This is a genomic window from Nocardioides sp. P86, from assembly GCF_023712465.1.
Classification (GTDB): domain Bacteria; phylum Actinomycetota; class Actinomycetes; order Propionibacteriales; family Nocardioidaceae; genus Nocardioides; species Nocardioides kribbensis.
Window position 1 is genome coordinate 1 of record NZ_JAMAYE010000040.1, and the last position, 420, is coordinate 420.

General features: G+C 66.9%; 1 protein-coding gene. It reads left to right on the top strand.

Annotated features, from left to right (window positions below; all coding sequences use genetic code 11):
* Positions 1 to 69: 69 nt before the first annotated feature.
* Positions 70 to 420: hypothetical protein (locus M3673_RS18850; RefSeq protein WP_251535608.1), on the top strand; the 351-nt coding region annotated here is incomplete at its 3' end.

Genomic DNA, 420 nt, shown 5'->3' on the forward strand with positions numbered 1-420 from the left:
TGCGACGGGGGTGCGACGCCGGCTGATGCCGTCCGGGGCACGGTCAGTTGCCGCGCCTACGATGAAGACATGATCGACCCGAGCCGCCACGCCGTGCTGTGGCTGCTCATCTTTTTCGTCCTCGCGACGGCAGCGACGCGCACCGCGACGCGCTACATCCGTCACCGCGCCGACCAGGCCGAGGCGTACCTCAAGGAGAACGCCGAGCCAGGCATGTTCCGCAATATCGCCATCGCGGGCATCCACGTCCACCATCAGGTGTGGGGCATCCTCATGCTGCTGTTCAGCGGCCTCATGCTCATCACGTACCTGCCCGAGCGCGGCCTGTGGCTCGACGTGCTCGCGGCGATCTTCGGCACGGGAGCCGCCCTCACCCTCGACGAGTTCGCGATGTGGCTGCACCTCGAAGACGTGTACTGG